Source organism: Pseudomonas sp. NPDC089408, from assembly GCF_044749445.1.
Lineage (GTDB): Bacteria > Pseudomonadota > Gammaproteobacteria > Pseudomonadales > Pseudomonadaceae > Aquipseudomonas.
In genome coordinates, this window is record NZ_JBIVHY010000004.1 from 308,290 (window position 1) to 326,077 (window position 17,788).

A 17,788-nucleotide genomic window follows, 5' to 3' on the forward strand; every position below is an offset into this window, starting at 1 on the left:
TGCAAGCCTGAAGCTGCAAGCTTTAAGCTGCAAGCTTCAAGAAAAAGCAGCCATCCCGCGCATCGGCTCTCGCTTGTAGCTTGTAGCTTGTAGCTTGTAGCTTGTAGCTTGAAGCTTGAAGCTTGAAGCTTGAAGCTTGAAGCTTGAAGCTTGCAGCTTGCAGCTTGCAGCTTGCAGCTTGCCGCTCGGAAGCCAAGGTGTGCGCCGCCGCCGCACTTCGCTATAATCGCCGCCTTGCTGTGCCCGGCGGGTGTGCATTACCCCGCGGGCGCCTGACAAACCTCGGCTTTTACTGGGCCTGAAAGGATCACCATGTTCGAAAACCTGACCGACCGCCTGTCACAGACGCTGCGCCATGTCACTGGCAAGGCCAAGCTGACCGAAGACAACATCAAGGACACGCTGCGCGAAGTGCGCATGGCCCTGCTCGAGGCCGACGTTGCCCTGCCGGTGGTCAAGGATTTCGTCAATAGCGTCAAGGAGCGTGCGGTCGGCACCGAAGTGTCGCGCAGCCTCACCCCGGGCCAGGCGTTCGTGAAGATTGTCCAGGCCGAGCTGGAAAGCCTGATGGGCGCGGCCAACGAAGACCTCGCGCTGAACGCCGCCCCGCCCGCCGTGGTTCTGATGGCCGGCCTGCAGGGTGCCGGTAAGACCACCACCGCCGGCAAGCTGGCGCGCTTCCTTAAAGAGCGCAAGAAAAAGAGCGTGATGGTGGTGTCCGCCGACGTCTACCGCCCGGCGGCGATCAAGCAGCTGGAAACCCTGGCCAACGATATCGGCGTCACGTTCTTCCCGTCCGACATCAGCCAGAAGCCGGTGGCCATTGCCGAAGCGGCCATCCGTGAAGCCAAGCTGAAGTTCATCGACGTGGTCATCGTCGACACCGCCGGCCGCCTGCATATCGACGCCGACATGATGGACGAGATCAAGGCGCTGCACGCTGCGGTCAAGCCGATCGAGACCCTGTTCGTGGTCGACGCCATGACCGGCCAGGACGCCGCCAACACCGCCAAGGCGTTTGGCGAGGCGCTGCCGCTGACCGGCGTGGTGCTGACCAAGGTCGACGGTGACGCCCGTGGCGGTGCTGCGCTGTCGGTGCGTGCCATTACCGGCAAGCCGATCAAGTTCATCGGTATGGGTGAGAAGACCGAGGCCCTCGAGCCGTTCCACCCTGACCGCGTCGCTTCGCGCATCCTCGGCATGGGTGACGTGCTCAGCCTGATCGAGCAGGCCGAGCAGACCATCGACAAGGCCAAGGCCGACAAACTGGCCAAGAAGCTGAAGAAGGGCAAGGGCTTCGACCTTGAAGACTTCCGCGACCAGCTGCAACAAATGAAGAACATGGGCGGCCTCGGCGGCCTGATGGACAAGCTGCCGAGCATCGGCGGGGTCAACCTGTCGCAAATGGGCAATGCCCAGGGCGCGGCCGAGAAGCAGTTCAAGCAGATGGAAGCGATCATCAACTCCATGACCCCGGCCGAGCGCCGCGACCCTGACCTGATCAGCGGTTCGCGCAAGCGCCGTATCGCCTTGGGTTCCGGCACCCAGGTGCAGGACATCGGCCGGCTGATCAAGCAGCACAAGCAGATGCAGAAGATGATGAAGAAGTTCTCTGCCAAAGGCGGCATGGCCAAGATGATGCGCGGCCTTGGCGGCATGCTGCCAGGCGGCGGTATGCCGAAGCTGTAATACCTGATTCGGGTGCCTGCCTCTGCTGAGGTGGGCGCCCAGACCCCCGCTACGGCGGGGCAACGGCCGTGGATTTCACGGCTTAACCGGCAAATCTGATCGGTAAGGCAAAGCCTTGCCGAAAAAGTCATTTGCAAATGTCCGTGTATTCCTCGAGAATATGCGGCCTTTTGGGCACCCGTGTGCCTATTTGGCATTCAGATTTGCAGTACCGACTATAGGAACAATGTTCACATGGTAACCATTCGTCTTGCCCGTGGCGGCTCGAAAAAGCGCCCATTCTACCACCTGACCGTGACCAACTCGCGTAACGCCCGTGACGGCCGTTTCGTTGAGCGCGTAGGCTTCTTCAACCCGATCGCATCGGGCGCCGAAGTCAAGCTGTCGGTCAACCAGGAGCGCGTCACCTACTGGCTGAGCCAGGGTGCACAGCCGTCTGAGCGCGTTGCTCAGCTGCTGAAGGACGCTGCCAAGGCTGCTGCCTAAATAGTATGAACGCGACGCCAGAAAAGGCTGACGACCTCATCGTCGTTGGCAAGATTTTTTCGGTTCACGGCGTTCGCGGCGAGGTGAAGGTGTATTCCTTTACCGATCCGATTGAAAACCTGTTGGATTATCCACGCTGGACGCTTCGGCACGAAGGCAAGGTAAAGCAGGTCGAGCTGGTCAGCGGTCGTGGCTCCCAAAAGGGCCTGGTCGTGAAACTGAAAGGCCTCGAAGATCGTGATGAAGCCCGTCTTCTGAGCGGTTACGAAATCTGCATTGCGCGGAGCCTTTTGCCCAACCTGGCTGCCGACGAGTACTACTGGTACCAGTTGGAAGGCCTGAAGGTCATCAACCAGGACGAACAGCTGTTCGGCAAGGTCGATCACCTGTTGGAGACCGGTGCGAACGATGTAATGGTGGTCAAACCTTGCGCAGGCAGCCTGGATGATCGCGAGCGTCTGTTGCCCTATACGGAGCAATGCGTGCTGGCAATCGACCTGGAAGCAGGCACGATGCGGGTTGAGTGGGACGCGGACTTCTAAACGATGGGTAACCTTCGCGTAGACGTCATCACGTTGTTCCCCGAGATGTTCTCGGCCATCACTGAGTACGGCATTACCAGCCGCGCGGTGAAACAGGGGTTGCTTCAGGTGACTTGCTGGAACCCGCGGGACTACACCACAGATCGTCACCACACGGTAGATGATCGGCCGTTTGGCGGTGGTCCGGGCATGGTGATGAAAATCAAGCCTCTGGAAGACGCACTGGTTAGCGCCAGGCAAGCGACCGGAGCATCGGCAAAGGTAATCTACCTTTCGCCGCAAGGCCGCAAGCTGACTCAGCAGGCGGTCAAAGGCCTGGCCGAACAGGAATCGTTGATCCTGATCGCCGGTCGTTATGAAGGCATTGACGAGCGCTTTATAGAGGCTCATGTCGATGAGGAGTGGTCGATTGGTGACTATGTGCTTTCCGGTGGCGAGCTGCCGGCCATGGTTCTGATCGATGCGGTTACGCGGCTGCTGCCCGGAGCTTTAGGGCATGTGGACTCGGCGGAGGAAGATTCCTTTACCGACGGTCTGCTTGATTGCCCGCACTACACCCGACCTGAGGTGTATGCGGATCAGCGTGTTCCCGACGTGTTGCTAAGTGGCAACCATGCACATATCCGGCGTTGGAGGATGAAGCAGTCCCTTGGTAGGACCTTCGAACGACGCGCCGATCTTCTGGAAAGTCGCTCGCTTTCTGGAGAAGAGAAGAAGCTGCTCGAGGAATATCTCCGCGAGCGGGACGATAGTTAAACGTATCGATGGTGGATCGCGTATCCATCTTAGGAGCACAGCATGACCAACAAGATCATCCAGCAGCTCGAAGCCGAGCAGATGAGCAAGGAAATCCCGACCTTCGCACCAGGCGACACCGTTGTCGTTCAGGTTAAAGTGAAGGAAGGTGAGCGTTCCCGTCTGCAGGCGTTCGAAGGCGTTGTTATCGCCAAGCGTAACCGCGGTCTGAACAGCGCCTTCACCGTGCGCAAGATCTCCAGCGGCGTTGGCGTAGAGCGTACCTTCCAGACCTACAGCCCGCAAATCGACAGCCTGGCCGTGAAACGTCGTGGTGACGTGCGTAAAGCCAAGCTGTACTACCTGCGCGACCTGTCCGGCAAAGCCGCTCGCATCAAGGAAAAACTGTCCTGAGTACAGTTTGCCCGGTGGCCAAGGCCGCCTAGCGAGAAAAAAGCAGCCTTCGGGCTGCTTTTTTGCGTTTTGAACCTTCAAAAGACCTGATTGCCATGACTACCCGAGACCAGGAAATCCAGCGCCGCACCGAGTTGTCGGTAACCCGCGTGACCAAGGCAGTGTTCCCCAACACCACCAACCACCACAACACCTTGTTCGGCGGCACCGCCCTGGCCTGGATGGACGAAGTGTCGTTCATTGCCGCCACGCGCTTCTGCCGCCTGCCGCTGGTGACCGTGTCCACCGACCGCATCGACTTCAAGCACCCGATCCCGGCGGGCTCGATCGTCGAACTGGTGGGTTCTGTGGTCAAGGTCGGCAATACCAGCTTGCAGGTACAGGTGGACGTGTTCGTCGAGAATATGTACCTGGACGGCCGCGAGCGGGCAATCCACGGGGTGTTCAGCTTCGTCGCCATCGACGAGGACAAGCGCCCGGTGCCAGTGTTGCCCCAGGCCTGAGTCTTTCTCAGGTGCGACTTGCTGTGTTCGGCTGACGCGGTCCCTGTAGGAGCGGCCTTGTGTCGCGATGGGCTGCGCAGCAGCCCCGGGATTTCAGCGGCGCTGCACCATTTCTGGGGCTGCTGCGCAGCCCATCGCGACACAAGGCCGCTCCTACAGGGAGCGCGTCAGCCGTTCAATGTCCGATTGATCACGACAACCCCCAAGCGGCTGTGAAACACTAACCCCACCTCCAACACCCAGCAGCCCCGAATGCCCGCCCTAGACCACCCCCTGATCGACCAGTTCCTCGACGCCCTATGGCTTGAAAAAGGCCTGGCCGACAACACCCGCGTTTCCTACCGCAGCGACCTGGCCCTGTTCAATGGCTGGCTGCAGGAGCGTTCGGTGTCGCTGCCCGACGCGGGTCGCGAGCTGATCCTCGACCACTTGGCCTGGCGCCTCGACCAGGGCTACAAGCCGCGCTCCACGGCGCGCTTCATCTCTGGCCTGCGCGGCTTCTTCCGCTACCTGCTACGGGAAAAGCTGGTGGCCATCGACCCGACCCTGCAAGTCGACATGCCCCAGCTGGGCAAGCCACTGCCCAAGTCGCTGTCCGAGGCTGACGTAGAAGCCCTGCTGCAAGCCCCAGACCTGGGCGAAGCCATCGGCCAGCGCGATCGCGCCATGCTCGAAGTGCTGTATGCCTGCGGCCTGCGCGTCACCGAACTGGTCAGCCTCACCCTCGACCAGGTCAACCTGCGCCAAGGCGTACTGCGGGTAATGGGCAAGGGCAGCAAGGAGCGCCTGGTGCCCATGGGCGAAGAGGCGGTGGTGTGGTTGGAACGCTACCTGCGCGATGGCCGTGCCGAGCTGCTCAATGGCCGCCCCAGTGACGTGCTGTTCCCCAGCCTGCGCGGCGAGCAGATGACCCGCCAGACCTTCTGGCACCGCATCAAGCACCATGCCCAGGTAGCCGGCATCGACAAACCGCTGTCACCGCACACCCTGCGCCATGCCTTCGCCACCCACCTGCTCAACCACGGCGCCGACCTGCGGGTGGTGCAGATGCTGCTGGGCCACAGCGACCTGTCGACCACGCAGATCTACACCCACGTGGCAAAGGCCCGCCTGCAGCAGCTGCACGCCCAGCACCACCCGCGTGGATGAATGTTTTTCATGTTCCGCCGACCGGTCCTTGCAAGCCCCTTCACCGGTAGCGTGATGTGGTAGGCTTGGGCGGTTTGCACCAAGGGCCGCACGGCCACCGCGTATTTTCCGCAGGTGGCGCCCTCCGGCCCCTGTCCGCCTTCAGGAGTTCCCATGCGCGTGACCCAGTTTTTCGCCGCCGCCGCGTTGGCGCTGGCCAGTACCTTTGCCGTTGCCGCGGCAACCGATAGCAATGCCGGTGCCGAGCAGGCCATCCGTAAATCGTTGCAAAACCTTGAGCTGGAAGTGCCCGTGGAAAGCGTGGCCAGCAGCCCGCTGAACGGCCTGTACGAAGTCAAGCTGCAAGGCGGCCGTGTGCTGTACGCCAGCGCTGATGGCCAGTTCGTGATGCAGGGCTACCTGTTCCAGATCCAGGACGGCAAGCCGGTCAACCTCACTGAAAAAACCGAGCGTCAGGGCATCGCCAAGCTCATCAACGGCATTCCAGCCGCCGAGATGGTGGTTTATCCTGCCAAGGGCGAGACCAAGTCGCACATCACCGTGTTCACCGATACCACCTGCCCGTACTGCCACAAGCTGCATGCCGAAGTGCCCGAGCTGAACCGCCGCGGTATCGAAGTGCGCTACGTCGCCTTCCCGCGTCAGGGCCTCGGCTCGCCGGGTGACCAGCAGTTGCAGGCGGTGTGGTGCTCCAGCGACCGCCGTGGGGCAATGGACAAGATGGTCGAAGGCGAAGAAATCAAGGCTGCCAAGTGCGCCAACCCGGTTGGCAAGCAGTTCCAGCTGGGCCAGTCGATCGGCGTCAACGGTACGCCAGCCATCGTGCTGGAAAGCGGCCAGGTCATTCCGGGCTACCAGCCGGCACCGCAGGTTGCCAAGCTGGCACTGGCCAAGTAATTCAATTCAGTACGCCGTCGTCATGGGGTGACGGTATGTTTCACGGTCGGCAAAGGTGCCGGCCGTTCAATGGGGAGTTCACAGTGAAACCGGTCAAAGTAGGCATCTGTGGGTTGGGGACCGTCGGTGGCGGAACCTTCAATGTACTTCAGCGCAACGCCGAGGAGATTGCCCGCCGTGCCGGGCGCGGTATTGAAGTGGCACAGATCGCCATGCGCTCGCAGAACCCGAACTGCCAGATTACCGGTACCCCCATTACCGCTGACGTGTTCGAAGTTGCGAGCAACCCGGAGATCGACATTGTCATCGAGCTGATCGGTGGCTATACCATCGCCCGCGACCTGGTGCTCAAGGCCATCGAAAACGGCAAGCACGTGGTCACCGCCAACAAGGCGCTGATCGCCGTGCACGGTAACGAAATCTTCGCCAAGGCCCGCGAGAAGGGTGTCATCGTTGCCTTCGAAGCAGCTGTGGCCGGCGGCATCCCGGTGATCAAGGCCATCCGCGAAGGCCTGTCGGCCAACCGCATCAACTGGCTGGCCGGCATCATCAACGGCACCGGCAATTTCATCCTCACCGAAATGCGCGAAAAGGGCCGTGCCTTCCCGGACGTGCTGGCCGAAGCCCAGGCGCTGGGCTATGCCGAAGCCGATCCGACCTTCGACGTCGAGGGCATCGATGCTGCACACAAGCTGACCATCCTGGCGTCCATCGCCTTTGGTATCCCGCTGCAGTTCGACAAGGCCTACACCGAAGGCATCACCCAGCTGACCACTGCTGACGTGAACTACGCTGAAGCGCTGGGCTACCGCATCAAGCACCTGGGCGTGGCCCGCCGCACTGCCGAAGGCATCGAGCTGCGCGTGCACCCGACGCTGATCCCGGCCGACCGCCTGATCGCCAACGTCAACGGCGTAATGAACGCGGTCATGGTCAACGGCGACGCTGCCGGTTCTACCCTGTACTACGGCGCCGGTGCCGGCATGGAGCCTACGGCTTCGTCGGTGGTGGGCGACCTGGTCGACGTGGTCCGCGCGATGACTTCCGACCCGGAAAACCGTGTGCCGCACCTGGCCTTCCAGCCAGATTCGCTGTCGGCCCACCCGATCCTGCCGATCGAAGCCTGCCAGAGCGCCTACTACCTGCGCATCCAGGCCAAGGATCATCCGGGCGTACTGGCCCAGGTGGCCAGCATTCTCTCGGAGCGGGGCATCAACATAGAGTCGATCATGCAGAAGGAAGCCGAGGAACAGGACGGCCTGGTGCCGATGATCCTGCTGACCCATGGCGTGGTCGAGCAGCGTATCAACGACGCCATCGTCGCCCTGGAAGCCCTGCAGGACGTAGTCGGCAACGTTGTGCGCATCCGCGTCGAACAGCTCAACTAATTTTGTTCTCGGGCCGCCCGCGCGGCCTGGGCCTCAGCATCGAAGGTTTGCACCCATGCGCTATATCAGTACTCGCGGCCAGGCACCGGCCCTGAATTTCGAAGACGTGCTGCTGGCTGGCCTGGCCAGCGACGGCGGCCTGTACGTGCCGGAAAACCTGCCACGCTTCACCCAGGAAGAAATCGCCTCGTGGGCCGGCCTGCCGTACCACGAGCTGGCCTTCCGGGTCATGCGCCCGTTCGTCGAAGGCAGCATTGCCGACGCCGACTTCAAGAAGATCCTCGAAGAAACCTACGGCGAGTTCTCCCACGCTGCGGTGGCCCCGCTGCGTCAGCTGAACAGCAACGAGTGGGTACTGGAGCTGTTCCACGGCCCGACCTTGGCGTTCAAGGACTTTGCCCTGCAACTGCTCGGCCGCCTGCTCGACCACGTACTGGCCAAGCGCAACGAGCGCGTGGTGATTGTCGGCGCCACCAGTGGCGACACCGGCTCTGCCGCCATCGAAGGTTGCCGCCGTTGCGACAACGTCGACATCTTCATCCTGCACCCGCACCAGCGCGTGTCGGAAGTGCAGCGCCGGCAGATGACCACCCTCTTCGGCGACAACATCCACAACATCGCCATTGAAGGCAACTTCGATGACTGCCAGGAAATGGTCAAGGCCAGCTTTGCCGACCAGTCGTTCCTCAAGGGTACCCGCCTGGTGGCAGTCAACTCGATCAACTGGGCGCGGATCATGGCCCAGATCGTCTACTACTTCCATGCAGCCCTGCAGCTGGGTGGCCCGGCGCGCTCGGTAGCGTTCTCGGTGCCCACTGGCAACTTCGGTGACATCTTCGCCGGTTACCTGGCGCGCAACATGGGCCTGCCGGTCAGCCAGCTGATCGTCGCCACCAACCGCAACGACATCCTGCACCGCTTCATGAGCGGCAATCAGTACGTCAAGGAAACCCTGCACGCGACCCTGTCGCCGTCGATGGACATCATGGTCTCGTCCAACTTCGAGCGCCTGCTGTTCGACCTGCACGGTCGCAACGGTGGTGCGATTGCCGAGCTGATGGCCAACTTCAAGCAAGGTGGCGGCTTCAGCGTCGAGCAAGACCGCTGGACCGAAGCGCGCAAGCTGTTCGACTCGCTGGCCGTCAGTGACGCGCAAACCTGCGAGACCATCGCCGAGGTATTCGCCGCTACCGGTGAAGTACTCGACCCGCACACCGCGATCGGTGTCAAGGCCGCCCGCGAGTGCCGTCGTAGCCTGGACACGCCGATGGTGGTACTGGGTACCGCACACCCGGTCAAATTCCCGGAAGCGGTCGAGAAGGCCGGTGTGGGCAAGGCGCTTGAGCTGCCGGCGCACCTCAGCGACCTGTTCAGCCGTGATGAGCGTTGCACGGTCCTGGCCAATGACCTGAAAGCGGTACAGGACTTTGTCAGCCAGCACGGTAACCGCGGCAAGCCGCTGTAACCGCGTAGCTTTCTGGGGCTGCTTCGCAGCCCTATCGCGACACAAGGCCGCTCCTACAGGCGACCGCGTCCCATGTAGCTGACGCGTTCCCCTGTAGGAGCGGCCTTGTGTCGCGATAGGGCCGCAAAGCGGCCCCAAAATCTAAGCCTTTTCTGAGGGCTCAATCAGAAACATCCTATTCAGCCGCACCCAGCGCAACACCTAGATTAGCCGGTCCTCCCACCAGGAGCGGCTCATGTACCAGACCTCCGTGTTGATCCACCAGGCACGCCCATCCCACCAGATCCTCCTGCACCAGGCCCTCAATGCCCAAGGTGTGTTCGACGTGCGCATCAGCGCAAGCAGCGCTGAACTGGATGCCTGTCTCGGCGCCAAACACCATCCCGACCTGTTGATACTCGACCACGCCATGCCGATCCAGGCCGGCCTTGCCTTGCTAACCCGGCAGCAACAGGTACGTGCACTGCTGTTCGTGGGTCAACCCATGCCTGAGCGCCACAACCTTGCCCAAGAGGCACGAAAGAAGGGCCTGTGGGTACTCGCCGAGCTGCCCTGGCCACTGTCGATGCCGCGCCTGCAGCATGCCCTGCAAACCCTGCAGGTGCGCCCGGGGCGGCGTATTCAAACTGTCATGTCAGCCCCGCATGCTCACTGAAACAGGTGCAGCATGACGAACTTTCCGCTGCGTCTGTTGGTCAGTTCCTGTATATCCCACCACGCAGCGAGTGAACCGGATGGAAAGAATCTGCAGCCTGCTCAACGACGCCCTGAGCCCTTACCAGACCCACCTCGGCATCGCCGATGCCAGCGGTAACCGCCAACTGACCGTTCATGACCGCCTCGCCGGCATTACCTTGCGGCGCACCGTCAGCGAGCGCCAGTTGCAGGAGCAACGCCTGTTGATCGACCTGGTGGATGGTTTGCACCGTGACCTGCAGATAGCCGAGGGGCGCTTGCAGCCCTGTGTGATCGCGGCACTGCAGCAGCGTCAGCAACCACAGGGAACCTTTGCCTGAGTGGCTCATCAGACACAGTAGGGCAGCCAGCCAGTGCTTTGCTCCGGTATTGGCAAGGCTGTCACGGGAAGTCCCCAAGGACTTTCGCTTGGCCCCGGGCGTCTTCCCCAGCGCCCGGGGTTTCTTTTTTCTGGGCTGCACAGTCCCCCTGTAGGAGCGGCCTTGTGTCGCGATGGGCCGCAAAGCGGCCCCAGATTTCCAGCTTCGCCGCATAAATTGCCGGGGCCGCTTCGCAGCCCTTTCGCGACACAAGGCCGCTCCTACAAAGGACCGCGTAGGGCGCAGCTATTGCGCTTCGAAGAACCGCTTGCTCTCTTCCAGGTAATTTTCCTGCAACGCCGGCTCCAGCCAGCGCGCATACAACCCCGGCAGCACATCCCGGCGCAGCGCCGGCAGCAACTGGTCGATATGCGCCACCGCAGCACGCCCCAGTTCGCTGTCCGAACACCCCACATGCAGAAACTGATAGCGCTCCACGCCCTGCACGGGGTGAAACTGGTAATCAGCCAGTGAGCCCCCTTGTTGCTGAATCAGATAGCGCACCTCCGGCCAGTAGCCGAGCACCAGGCGCAAGCGCCCCAGTTGCTGCATCTGCAGCAAGTTGGCGGTGGCATCGTTGCCGTAGTGGCGGCTGAGAGAGGTGTCAGGCAACTGGCGCAGGATGCCATCGATCTGCGTGCCATAGCTGCGCTCGGCAACAATCCCAAGCTTCAACGGGGTCTTGCTCAGCATGCCGTGCAGGTCCACCTGCTGGCCGTCGAGGTAGGGCGCCACCAGCGCCTGATTTTCCTTGCGCAGCACCAGGCCACCGCTGAGCACGCCCAGCGATGGCATGGAAAAACGCACATACTCGGCACGTTGCGGGGTCCATAGCAGGGTCGGGTCGCAGGTGAAACTGTTGGGGTCTTGCAGCATCTGGATGCCACGGGCGCGGTTGACCCGCACGATGCTGTGGTCGTACTCGGGCATTTGCCCGATCAGCAGCGGTAACAGTTGGTCGACCACGCCCTGGCCTTTTTCCGGGCCTTCAAAAATGGTGAACGGCGGCAGGTCGCGTACCAGCCAGAACAGGCGCTCTTTGGCGCTGGCCGGTTGCAGCAGCAAAGCAGCCAACAGTCCGCACAGCAGGGCCAGGTGGCGACGGCAGTGGGCAGCGCGCATGGAGCCGGGCCGCGCCAGGGTCAGACCGTGCCTGCTGCGCGCAGGCTGGCGATGGCCGCCGCGTCGTAACCGAGGCTGCCGAGCAATGCCTCGGTGTGCTCGCCCAGTGCCGGGCCTACCCACTCGGTAGAACCGGGGGTGTCCGACAGCTTGGGTACGATGCCGGGCATCTTGAACGGTTTGCCGTCCGGCAGTTTGGCCTGCAAGAACATTTCCCGCGCCAGGTACTGCGGGTCGTTGAACATGTCCTCGGCGGAATAAATGCGGCTGGCCGGGACTTCGGCCGTGTTCAGCACCTGCATCAACTGTTCCAGCGGCAGGCTGTTGGCCCAGCGGTCGATCACCCCGTACAGCTCATCGCGGCGCAGGTCGCGGCCATCGTTGGTGGCCAGCGTCGGGTCATTGGCCAGATCGTCGCGGCCGATGGCCTGCATGAAGCGTTTGAAGATTGCGTCGCCATTGGCGCCGATCTGCACATGCTTGCCGTCGGCACTGGTGTGGATGGAGGAGGGGGTGATGCCGGGCATGATGTTACCGGTGCGCTCGCGAATGAACCCGAACACATCGAATTCCGGGACCATGCTTTCCATCATGGCGAATATCGCCTCGTACAGCGCCACGTCCACCACCTGGCCCTGGCCGCCGTTGACTTCCCGGTGGCGCAGCGCCATCAGCGCACCGATCACCCCCCACAGGGCGGCAATCGAGTCACCGATGGAAATGCCGGTACGCACAGGTGGGCGGTCGTCGAAGCCGGTGATGTAGCGCAGGCCGCCCATCGACTCGCCTACCGCGCCGAAGCCTGGTTGGTCTTTCATCGGCCCGGTCTGACCAAAGCCTGACAGGCGCACCATGACCAGGCGCGGGTTCAGCGCATGCAGCACGTCCCAGCCCAGGCCAAGCTTTTCCAGCACGCCTGGGCGGAAGTTCTCGATCAGGATGTCGGCTTCGGCCAGCAGCTTCTTCAGCACCTCGCGGCCTTCGGGGTGCTTGAGGTTGAGGGTGAGCGACTGCTTGTTGCGCGCCTGCACGAACCACCACAGCGAGGTGCCCTCGTACAGCTTGCGCCACTTGCGCAGCGGGTCGCCGCCATCGGGCGATTCGACCTTGACCACCTCGGCACCGAATTCGGCGCAGATCCGCGAAGCGAACGGCCCGGCGATCAGGGTGCCGAGTTCGACAACTTTAAGGCCGGCGAGGGGTTTGCTGGGCGTCGACATGGGGCATCCGTGGCAGTTGGGCAGAGCCGTGGTTTTATCACACGTCGGTTTCGCCGGGTACTGCTGCGGCGCATGGAGGGTGCGGATGGGTTAGACTGTGCCACTTTTCTTTTGCACGAAGCCCGTCGACCATGGCCCAGCCGTCCACCACCTACAAGTTCGAACTGAATCTCACCGACCTTGATCGCAACGTCTACGAAAGCGTCAAGCAAACCATTGCGCGTCACCCTTCGGAAACCGAAGAGCGCATGGCGGTTCGGCTGCTGGCGTATGCGCTCTGGTACAACGAGAACTTGTCGTTTGGCCGTGGCCTGTCGGATGTCGATGAACCGGCGCTGTGGGAAAAGAGCTTGGACGACCGTGTGCTGCACTGGATCGAAGTCGGCCAACCGGATGCCGACCGCCTGACCTGGTGCTCGCGTCGCACCGAACGCACCAGCCTGCTGGCCTACGGCAGCCTGCGGGTGTGGGAAGGCAAAGTGGTGCCGGCAGTCAAGAACCTGAAGAACCTGAACATTGCCGCTGTGCCGCAAGAAGTGCTGGAAACCCTGGCCACCGACATGCCGCGCAGCATCAAGTGGGACGTGATGATCAGCGAAGGTACGGTTTTCGTCACCGACGACCGTGGCCAGCACGAAGTGCAACTGCAGTGGCTGCTCGGTGAGCGTGGCTGAAGCAACCCATGCGCATCGAACCCCGCCCACTGCCATCGACCCTGCCATTTCTGGGTAACCTGCCACCCTTGCTGACCCGCCTGTACGCCGCACGCGGCGTGCAGAGCGAGGCCGAGCTGGACAAAAGCCTGGCGCGCCTGCTGCCTTACCAGCAGCTCAAGGGCATCGAGGCTGGCGTCGACCTGCTGGTCGAGGCCCTCGACCAGCGCCAGCGCATCCTGATCGTCGGCGACTTCGATGCCGATGGCGCCACGGCCAGCACCGTCGGCGTGCTGGGCCTGCGCCTGCTGGGTGCGGCCCATGTCGATTACCTGGTGCCCAACCGCTTCGAGTACGGTTACGGCCTGACCCCGGAAATCGTCGAGGTGGCGTTGCAGCGCCAGCCGCAGTTGCTGATTACTGTGGACAACGGCATTTCCAGCGTCGACGGTGTGGCCGCCGCCAAGGCTGCCGGGCTCAAGGTGCTGGTGACCGACCACCACTTGCCGGGCGCCGAGTTGCCCGACGCCGATGCCATCATCAACCCCAATCAGCCGGGCTGCAGCTTTCCGAGCAAGTCGCTGGCCGGGGTAGGGGTGATCTTCTATGTGCTGATGGCCCTGCGTGCACGCTTGCGCAGCCTGGGCCGTTACGAGGCGCAGCCGCAGCCGAACATCGGTGAACTGCTCGACCTGGTTGCCCTGGGCAGCGTCGCCGACGTGGTGCCGCTGGATGCCAACAACCGCATCCTGGTGCACCAGGGCCTGGAGCGCATCCGCGCCGGCCGCGCCCGCCCGGGGCTGAAGGCCATTCTTGAAGTGGCACGTCGTGATCACCGGCGCATCACCTCGACTGACCTCGGCTTCATCCTCGGCCCACGGCTGAACGCCGCCGGGCGGCTGGATGACATGAGCTTGGGTATCGAGTGCCTGCTGTGCGAAGACGCGGCGCTGGCCCAGGACATGGCCCAGCAGCTGGACGACCTCAACCAGGACCGCAAGTCCATCGAGCAGGGCATGCAGCGCGAGGCCCTGGCCCAGCTCAAGGACCTGCCGGTCGAGTCGATGCCGTATGGCCTGTGCCTGTTCGATGCTGACTGGCACCAGGGCGTGATCGGTATTCTGGCTTCGCGGCTGAAGGAGCGGTACCACCGCCCGACCATTGCTTTTGCTGATGCCGGCGAGGGCATGCTCAAAGGTTCGGCGCGTTCGGTGCCGGGGTTTCATATTCGCGATGCGCTGGATGCCGTGGCCGCGCGCCATCCGCAACTGATCAGCAAGTTCGGTGGCCACGCCATGGCGGCCGGGTTGTCGTTGCCTGAAGGCCATTTCCCGGCCTTTGCCGAGGCGTTTGACGAAGAAGTGCGGCGCCAGCTGCGCGAAGAGGACCTGACCGGTCGGCTGCTGTCCGATGGCAGCCTGGCCGTGGAGGAATTCCACCTCGAACTGGCCAAGGCCCTGCGCCATGCCGGGCCTTGGGGCCAGCACTTCCCTGAGCCGTTGTTCCATGGCGTGTTCCAGCTGGTGGAGCAGCGTGTGGTTGGCGAACGGCACCTGAAGGTGGTGCTCAAGAGCGAATGTGGCTCGGTGCGGCTGGATGGCATTGCCTTCGGCATTGACCGCGAAGTGTGGCCGAACCCGACGGTGCGTTGGGTGGAATTGGCTTACAAGCTGGATGTGAACGAGTTTCGCGGTAATGAGAGTGTGCAGTTGATGATTGCGCACATGGAGCCGCGCTGAGGGTAGGCTGCATCGCTCCCCCAATTGTGCAGGCATGGCGCAGAACACTCATGGGAGGGTGTTTGGCTGTGGCGGTGGTTGGGGCTACCAGGTGCCAGCCTTGATAGTGATGTCGCCTATGAGATCGAGCGCCGCCCGCGCGGCGCTCGATCTCACAGGCGCTGCAAACCTGTCGGCGTAAACCTGGCGGCCATCACGCGAACAACGACCACACCAACCTCAACGCGACATACCTAACTCGGCATCATCCATCAAAGCCTTGGCCATCGCACTCAGGTAATGGGCAGCCCAGATCATCATGGGTTTCTCATCCATCAGGCCGACGATGGTCAGTTCTCGCACATAGCCCATCAATTCGGATGCCTGATCACGGGCGTCGCGGCAGGGTATGCCTGCTTCGATGCGGAACAGGGGGTGGGTTTGGTTTTCACCTTGGAAGAAGGTGGTTTTGCCGACGGTGAGTTGGGTGTCTTCTGTAGTCATTTCTATAGCAATTCCTTGAAGGTTTAAGGAGTTGCCACCGCCGTTTCCACACGAAGGGCGGCAACTGTATGCAGGGTGGAAAACCGGTCTTCAAGGACCCGGTAGGCCAAAAGGCCTCCCGCATACAGCTGCCATTACAACAGGCACTTGAAGATTGGCCGGGTTTCCACACCCGCATCGCTAGATTTCAGCGACCTGGAAAGCCTAAGTGGCAGAGTTTCCAAGAACAATCAGACGCCAGTCGACAGGACTTGTAGGGTATTTCCTCAGACTGGGAATCACCATATCTGGGGTGTAGGGGATATCTGAAATGCCTGTCTGAGTGTTTGGCTGTAGCGGCGGATGGGGCTGACAGGTGCCTGCCTTTAGTGTGATGTCGCCTATCAGATCGAGCGCCGCCCGCGCGGCGCTTCGCGGGGCAAGCCCGCTCCCACATCTGTTTCGGGCCAATTAATCCTGTGGCATCTTCGCGCGCCCCTTGGAGCATGGCTCGATATCGAGTCGTACAAACAAGGGGCGCGCGCTAAAGGCACAGGCATTACTGGCCCGAAATAGATGTGGGAGCGGGCTTGCCCCGCGAAGCGCCGCGCGGGCGGCGCTCGATCTCATAGGCGACATCACTCTCAAGACAATCACCCCCGCCCCCCACCCAAAATCCCATGGAACCTTCCCCCCAACCATTCTGGTCTAGTCTGAATACTGACCGGACCCGGGCCAGGGACGTGTAATTGAGTGCTCGGGCCGGATCACCATTGGAGTCCTTGGGAGGTGCCCCATGAGCCTGCTGCTCGAGCCTTACACCCTGCGTCAGCTGACGCTGCCCAACCGCATCGCCGTGTCGCCGATGTGCCAGTATTCCGCTGTCGATGGCTTGGCCAACGACTGGCACCTTGTTCATCTAGGCAGCCGCGCCGTAGGTGGCGCGGGCCTGGTGATCACCGAAGCCGTAGCGGTCACCGCCGATGGCCGAATCACCGCCGAAGACCTTGGCCTGTGGGGCGATGCGCAGATCGCCCCGCTGCAACGCATCACCCGCTTCATCACCGCCCAGGGCGCCGTGCCGGGCATCCAGCTGGCCCACGCCGGGCGTAAGGCCAGCACCTATCGCCCGTGGCTGGGCAAACAAGGTAGCGTCAAGCTGGAGGAGGGCGGCTGGCAGCCGGTGGGGCCGTCGAAAATCGCCTTCGACCCGCAACACACAGCGCCACGCGAGTTGAGCCAGGACGAGATACAGGATGTGATTGGGGCCTTTGTCGCCTCGACCGAACGCGCCTTGAAGGCCGGTTTCAAGGTGGTGGAAATCCACGCCGCGCATGGCTACCTATTGCATCAATTCCTCTCGCCACTGAGCAACCAGCGCCGTGACGAGTACGGCAGCTGCTTCGAAAACCGCATCCGCCTGACCTTGCAGGTGGTCGAGGCTGTGCGCAAGGTCTGGCCTACCGAACTGCCGCTGCTGGTGCGGGTTTCGGCAACCGATTGGGTGGAGGATGGCTGGAACCCGGATGAAACCGTCGAACTGGCGCGGCGCCTGCGCGGTTTGGGTGTCGACCTGATCGACGTGTCCTCCGGCGGCACCTCGGTCAATGCCGAAATCCCCACCGGTCCCGGCTACCAGACCCGCTTCGCCGAGCGCGTGCGCAAGGAATCGGAAATTGCCACCGGCACCGTGGGCATGATCACCGAACCGGCCCAGGCCGAGCACATCCTGCGCACCGGCCAGGCCGACATCATCTTCCTCGCCCGCGAACTGCTGCGCGACCCGTACTGGCCGCTGCACGCCGACGACGACCTGGGCGGCAACAAGGCCACCTGGCCAGCGCAATACCAACGCGCCACCAGCCGGGCCAACCCGATTCACGAGTCGGATTTGCGCGACTAGGGGCTACCTGTACTGGCCTCTTCGCGGGCTTGCCCGCTCCCACAGGTACATCACCAACCTCAAGGGCTGTGATGTACCTGTGGGAGATCAACCAGCCCTTCATGCTGCGTTGCCGCGCAGGGAACTCTGCCCGCAAGCCCGCCGCATTCGGTGTGGGAGCCGCGCTTGCCGGCGAAGGGCTGCGCAGCGGCCCCAAAGTCTCAAATCACTCACAATCCGTCAGAATTGTGTTGGCTGTATTGGGGCTGCTTCGCAGCCCATCGCCGGCAAGCGCGGCTCCCACAGGGAACGCTCAAGATCAGGACTTATTTCCAGATAGTCGTCCACTGCCTCCTTGAATGCGGCAGACAGCATCCTGCGTGACCG

Annotated in this window: 18 protein-coding genes; 15 read left to right on the forward strand and 3 right to left on the reverse strand. The window is 62.3% G+C overall.

Annotation, left to right across the window (positions count from 1 at the left end; translation table 11 throughout):
• Positions 1–312: 312 nt before the first annotated feature.
• The 12 genes from ffh to ACIP02_RS09610 all read left to right on the forward strand — a co-directional run bounded on the left by ffh (position 313) and on the right by ACIP02_RS09610 (position 10,284).
• Positions 313–1,689: a signal recognition particle protein gene (ffh, locus tag ACIP02_RS09555; protein WP_012270758.1), complete on the forward strand. Its 1,377-nt coding sequence runs from the start codon at positions 313–315 to the stop codon at positions 1,687–1,689.
• 234 nt (positions 1,690–1,923) lie between these two features.
• Complete coding sequence (rpsP, locus tag ACIP02_RS09560) at positions 1,924–2,175, forward strand: 30S ribosomal protein S16 (protein WP_008094480.1); 252 nt, start codon at positions 1,924–1,926, stop codon at positions 2,173–2,175.
• Between the two features lie 5 nt (positions 2,176–2,180).
• Complete coding sequence (gene rimM / locus ACIP02_RS09565) at positions 2,181–2,717, forward strand: ribosome maturation factor RimM (RefSeq protein WP_201207780.1); 537 nt, start codon at positions 2,181–2,183, stop codon at positions 2,715–2,717.
• Positions 2,718–2,720: 3 nt separating this feature from the next.
• A complete protein-coding gene (trmD, locus tag ACIP02_RS09570; protein ID WP_008094486.1) occupies positions 2,721–3,473 on the forward strand; it encodes a tRNA (guanosine(37)-N1)-methyltransferase TrmD in 753 nt (250 codons plus the stop codon).
• Positions 3,474–3,515: 42 nt separating this feature from the next.
• A complete protein-coding gene (gene rplS, locus ACIP02_RS09575) occupies positions 3,516–3,866 on the forward strand; it encodes a 50S ribosomal protein L19 (RefSeq protein ID WP_003252148.1) in 351 nt (116 codons plus the stop codon).
• A 95-nt stretch (positions 3,867–3,961) separates the two neighbouring features.
• Positions 3,962–4,369 (forward strand): acyl-CoA thioesterase, encoded by a 408-nt coding sequence (locus ACIP02_RS09580; protein WP_201207781.1) that lies wholly within the window; start codon positions 3,962–3,964, stop codon positions 4,367–4,369.
• Positions 4,370–4,621: 252 nt separating this feature from the next.
• Positions 4,622–5,518, forward strand: a complete 897-nt coding sequence (xerD, locus tag ACIP02_RS09585; protein WP_400615570.1) for a site-specific tyrosine recombinase XerD — start codon at positions 4,622–4,624, stop codon at positions 5,516–5,518.
• A 153-nt stretch (positions 5,519–5,671) separates the two neighbouring features.
• Positions 5,672–6,415 carry a thioredoxin fold domain-containing protein gene (locus ACIP02_RS09590; RefSeq protein WP_201207839.1) on the forward strand — a complete coding sequence of 248 codons (744 nt, stop codon included), beginning with the start codon at positions 5,672–5,674 and terminating at the stop codon, positions 6,413–6,415.
• A gap of 83 nt (positions 6,416–6,498) precedes the next feature.
• Positions 6,499–7,803, forward strand: coding sequence for a homoserine dehydrogenase (locus ACIP02_RS09595; RefSeq protein ID WP_400615572.1), 1,305 nt, complete (start codon positions 6,499–6,501; stop codon positions 7,801–7,803).
• Between the two features lie 55 nt (positions 7,804–7,858).
• A complete protein-coding gene (gene thrC, locus ACIP02_RS09600) occupies positions 7,859–9,268 on the forward strand; it encodes a threonine synthase (protein ID WP_400615574.1) in 1,410 nt (469 codons plus the stop codon).
• Positions 9,269–9,503: 235 nt separating this feature from the next.
• Positions 9,504–9,923, forward strand: coding sequence for a histidine kinase (locus ACIP02_RS09605; RefSeq protein ID WP_400615577.1), 420 nt, complete (start codon positions 9,504–9,506; stop codon positions 9,921–9,923).
• 79 nt (positions 9,924–10,002) lie between these two features.
• Positions 10,003–10,284, forward strand: a complete 282-nt coding sequence (locus ACIP02_RS09610; RefSeq protein ID WP_051096702.1) for a DUF3509 domain-containing protein — start codon at positions 10,003–10,005, stop codon at positions 10,282–10,284.
• A gap of 285 nt (positions 10,285–10,569) precedes the next feature.
• On the opposite strand, the gene ACIP02_RS09615 is transcribed toward ACIP02_RS09610, so the two are convergent.
• On the reverse strand, positions 10,570–11,445 hold the full coding sequence (locus ACIP02_RS09615) for a TIGR02285 family protein (protein WP_400615580.1): 876 nt from the start codon (positions 11,443–11,445) through the stop codon (positions 10,570–10,572).
• Positions 11,446–11,465: 20 nt separating this feature from the next.
• Positions 11,466–12,665 carry a CaiB/BaiF CoA transferase family protein gene (locus tag ACIP02_RS09620; RefSeq protein ID WP_400615582.1) on the reverse strand — a complete coding sequence of 400 codons (1,200 nt, stop codon included), beginning with the start codon at positions 12,663–12,665 and terminating at the stop codon, positions 11,466–11,468.
• 131 nt (positions 12,666–12,796) lie between these two features.
• Between ACIP02_RS09620 and ACIP02_RS09625 the strand changes: the two genes are divergently transcribed.
• Positions 12,797–13,339 carry a YaeQ family protein gene (locus ACIP02_RS09625; RefSeq protein WP_400615584.1) on the forward strand — a complete coding sequence of 181 codons (543 nt, stop codon included), beginning with the start codon at positions 12,797–12,799 and terminating at the stop codon, positions 13,337–13,339.
• Between the two features lie 8 nt (positions 13,340–13,347).
• Positions 13,348–15,057, forward strand: coding sequence for a single-stranded-DNA-specific exonuclease RecJ (recJ, locus tag ACIP02_RS09630; RefSeq protein ID WP_400615586.1), 1,710 nt, complete (start codon positions 13,348–13,350; stop codon positions 15,055–15,057).
• A gap of 219 nt (positions 15,058–15,276) precedes the next feature.
• Here the strand turns inward: recJ and ACIP02_RS09635 are convergent, their stop codons facing one another.
• Positions 15,277–15,540 carry a DUF3077 domain-containing protein gene (locus ACIP02_RS09635; RefSeq protein ID WP_400615588.1) on the reverse strand — a complete coding sequence of 88 codons (264 nt, stop codon included), beginning with the start codon at positions 15,538–15,540 and terminating at the stop codon, positions 15,277–15,279.
• A 775-nt stretch (positions 15,541–16,315) separates the two neighbouring features.
• Here ACIP02_RS09635 and ACIP02_RS09640 point away from each other — a divergent pair.
• Positions 16,316–17,422, forward strand: a complete 1,107-nt coding sequence (locus ACIP02_RS09640; protein ID WP_400615590.1) for an NADH:flavin oxidoreductase/NADH oxidase — start codon at positions 16,316–16,318, stop codon at positions 17,420–17,422.
• Positions 17,423–17,788 lie beyond the last annotated feature (366 nt).

What these genes read in the sequence shown, in the direction of transcription:
- ffh (WP_012270758.1), top strand. Translation starts at nt 313, where the DNA reads ATGTTCGAAAACCTGACCGACCGCCTGTCACAGACGCTGCGCCATGTC.
- rpsP (WP_008094480.1), top strand. Translation starts at nt 1,924, where the DNA reads ATGGTAACCATTCGTCTTGCCCGTGGCGGCTCGAAAAAGCGCCCATTC.
- rimM (WP_201207780.1), top strand. Translation starts at nt 2,181, where the DNA reads ATGAACGCGACGCCAGAAAAGGCTGACGACCTCATCGTCGTTGGCAAG.
- trmD (WP_008094486.1), top strand. Translation starts at nt 2,721, where the DNA reads ATGGGTAACCTTCGCGTAGACGTCATCACGTTGTTCCCCGAGATGTTC.
- rplS (WP_003252148.1), top strand. Translation starts at nt 3,516, where the DNA reads ATGACCAACAAGATCATCCAGCAGCTCGAAGCCGAGCAGATGAGCAAG.
- ACIP02_RS09580 (WP_201207781.1), top strand. Translation starts at nt 3,962, where the DNA reads ATGACTACCCGAGACCAGGAAATCCAGCGCCGCACCGAGTTGTCGGTA.
- xerD (WP_400615570.1), top strand. Translation starts at nt 4,622, where the DNA reads ATGCCCGCCCTAGACCACCCCCTGATCGACCAGTTCCTCGACGCCCTA.
- ACIP02_RS09590 (WP_201207839.1), top strand. Translation starts at nt 5,672, where the DNA reads ATGCGCGTGACCCAGTTTTTCGCCGCCGCCGCGTTGGCGCTGGCCAGT.
- thrC (WP_400615574.1), top strand. Translation starts at nt 7,859, where the DNA reads ATGCGCTATATCAGTACTCGCGGCCAGGCACCGGCCCTGAATTTCGAA.
- ACIP02_RS09605 (WP_400615577.1), top strand. Translation starts at nt 9,504, where the DNA reads ATGTACCAGACCTCCGTGTTGATCCACCAGGCACGCCCATCCCACCAG.
- ACIP02_RS09610 (WP_051096702.1), top strand. Translation starts at nt 10,003, where the DNA reads ATGGAAAGAATCTGCAGCCTGCTCAACGACGCCCTGAGCCCTTACCAG.
- ACIP02_RS09615 (WP_400615580.1), bottom strand. Translation starts at nt 11,445, where the DNA reads ATGCGCGCTGCCCACTGCCGTCGCCACCTGGCCCTGCTGTGCGGACTG.
- ACIP02_RS09620 (WP_400615582.1), bottom strand. Translation starts at nt 12,665, where the DNA reads ATGTCGACGCCCAGCAAACCCCTCGCCGGCCTTAAAGTTGTCGAACTC.
- ACIP02_RS09625 (WP_400615584.1), top strand. Translation starts at nt 12,797, where the DNA reads ATGGCCCAGCCGTCCACCACCTACAAGTTCGAACTGAATCTCACCGAC.
- recJ (WP_400615586.1), top strand. Translation starts at nt 13,348, where the DNA reads ATGCGCATCGAACCCCGCCCACTGCCATCGACCCTGCCATTTCTGGGT.
- ACIP02_RS09635 (WP_400615588.1), bottom strand. Translation starts at nt 15,540, where the DNA reads ATGACTACAGAAGACACCCAACTCACCGTCGGCAAAACCACCTTCTTC.
- ACIP02_RS09640 (WP_400615590.1), top strand. Translation starts at nt 16,316, where the DNA reads ATGAGCCTGCTGCTCGAGCCTTACACCCTGCGTCAGCTGACGCTGCCC.